This window comes from Streptosporangium sp. NPDC003464 (assembly GCF_053588315.1).
On sequence record NZ_JBSFPS010000521.1, the window covers coordinates 1 to 2,150 of the forward strand.

A 2,150-nucleotide genomic window follows, 5' to 3' on the forward strand; every position below is an offset into this window, starting at 1 on the left:
GGCCGCGATGGCGCCGCTGGAACGGGCGCTGGCCGCCAGCGAGGCCGCCGTCGTCGCCCGGGTGGAGGCCCTGGAGCGCTACGCGCGCCACGTCTCCGAGGCCGACCGCGCGCTGCGCGCCCACGACCAGATCGAGCTGCTGCGGGCCCGGCTCCCCCGCTACGAGGAGCTCCTGGCCGAGAGCGGCGCCGACGCGGGGTCCGTGCCGGAGATCGGCCGCCTGGCCGAGGACGCCGACCAGCTGGAGCGGGCGCTGCGCGACAGCGTCCGCTCCGCCCACGAGGCCTTCCGGCATCTGGACGGATGACGGCGATCATCCGGAGGTGAGCCGCGCGTCCACCGGGGGTCCGTCCCCGCCGGGGCGCTCCGCGGCCGCCGAGTGCCGCCGGGCGCGTCCCGCCGTCCGGGCCGGGACCCCTGGCCGCCGCCACGGGGGTTTCCGGGCCTTGCCACAGCCCCCCAAGGAAGCGAGGATGGCTCACATTCCTTGGAGGTGGCATGCGGATCCGCCTGGACGTCGCTCTCGGTGTGCTGGTGCTGGCCGACGTGCTCCGCGTCTTCCTGCCGTCGCTGATCACGCTGTTCGGCCGGGCGGGCAGCACGCCCGCGGAGATGATGGGCCTGTACGCCGTCTCCTGGTTCCTGGCGGCCTTCCTCGCGGTCCCGCTGGCCCGGTCCGTCCGGCCGCGGCTGCTGGCCACCGGGGCCGGCCTCCTGCTGCTCCTGGCCCGGCTGGCACTGCAGCCGACCTCCGGCGGCGACGCGCAGCTCTACCTGGCGAGCGCGGGCCTGCTGGCCGGGCTGGTCTGGCTGGTGGCCACCGCGGCGGCCGCCCAGGACGCCCGGCCCGCGATGGCCGGGGTGATCACCGGGCTGGCGGCCGCCACGGTGACCCACGCGGCGCTGGACGGCATCGACCTGATGTGGCGGCCCGGTCCGCTCCCCTGGCTGCCGCTGGCGGCCGAGCTCGCGCTGTTCGGGATCTTCCTGCTGCGGCCCCGGCCCGCCGAGGAGGAGCACTCGGGCGCTCCGCGCGCCTGGCTGACGATCGGCCCCGCGCTGCTGCTGTGGGGCCTGTACACGGGCAACACCGCGCACGCCCAGGCCGCGGCCGGCTCCTCCACGCCGCTCGCCGCCGCGGGCGTGGCCGCGGTCGTGGCGGGGTTCGCGGTGGTGTCGGTGGCGCCCGCCGCGCAGCCGCTGCTCCGGCGCCCGCTGGTGCCCGCCGTCGCCCTGACCGCCTCCGCCGTGGCGTTCGCGGCCGGCAGGGCCACGGTGGACGGCGTCCACGGCGTGGCCCCCGGCTGGACGATCGCCGCCCAGATCATCGGCCAGGTCGCGCTGGGGGCCTGCCTGGCGCACGCGGCGGCGACCTCCGGCCCCGACCGCCCGCTCCGGCGCGGCCTGGCCGCGGCCGGGGGCATGCTGCTGTTCGTCGTGCTCGTCTTCGGCTACTACGCCGCCTACGACCTCTACCTGCCCAACCGATGGGTGCCCGGCTGCGCGGCGCTCCTGGTCGCGCTGGGCACGGCCGGCAGCACCGGCCTGCCCCGGGGCTCCTACGGCCGGCGGCTGCCGGCCGCCGTCGCCGCCGCGGCCGCGCTGGTGGCGGCCGTCCCCCTCTGGCAGGGGGCCGTGCCGAGATGGGAGCCGCCCGGCGACGGGCTGCGGGTCGCGGCCTACAACATCCGGATGGGGTACGGCCTGCCCGGCAGGCTGTCGCTGGAGCAGCAGGCCGACACCCTCAGGGCGCTGCGACCGCACGTGGTCGTGCTCGGCGAGGCCGACCGGGGCTGGCTGCTCAACGGCGGCCACGACGACGTCCGGCTGATCGCCGAGCGGCTCGGCATGCGCTACCTGTGGGCTCCGGCGGCCGACGAGGTGTGGGGCGACGCGCTCCTGACCGATCTGCCGGTCACCTCGGTCCGCAACCACGTGCTCGTCCAGGGCGGCCCGACCGGGGCGCAGGCACTGGAGGTCGGGTTGAGGTGGCGGGACCGGGACATCACCGTGATCGCCACCCATCTGCAGCCGCCGCCCGGCTGGCGCGAGCTCGACCAGGTGGCGCAGCTCGGGCGGATCGTCGAGGACGCCGCGCGGGGAGGCCGCCCCGTGGTCGTGGCCGGCGATCTCAACCTCGAACCCGCCGG

The 2,150-nt window shown here is 77.5% G+C and carries 1 protein-coding gene and 1 pseudogene; both read left to right on the forward strand.

All coding sequences use genetic code 11. The features are described from left to right. Nucleotides 1-307: pseudogene (locus ACWDS7_RS48080) on the forward strand (hypothetical protein); the annotation flags it as partial. Between the two features lie 191 nt (nt 308-498). Beyond that, nucleotides 499-2,150, forward strand: a 1,652-nt coding sequence (locus tag ACWDS7_RS48085; protein ID WP_451934770.1) for an endonuclease/exonuclease/phosphatase family protein, incomplete at its 3' end; no start/stop codon positions are given.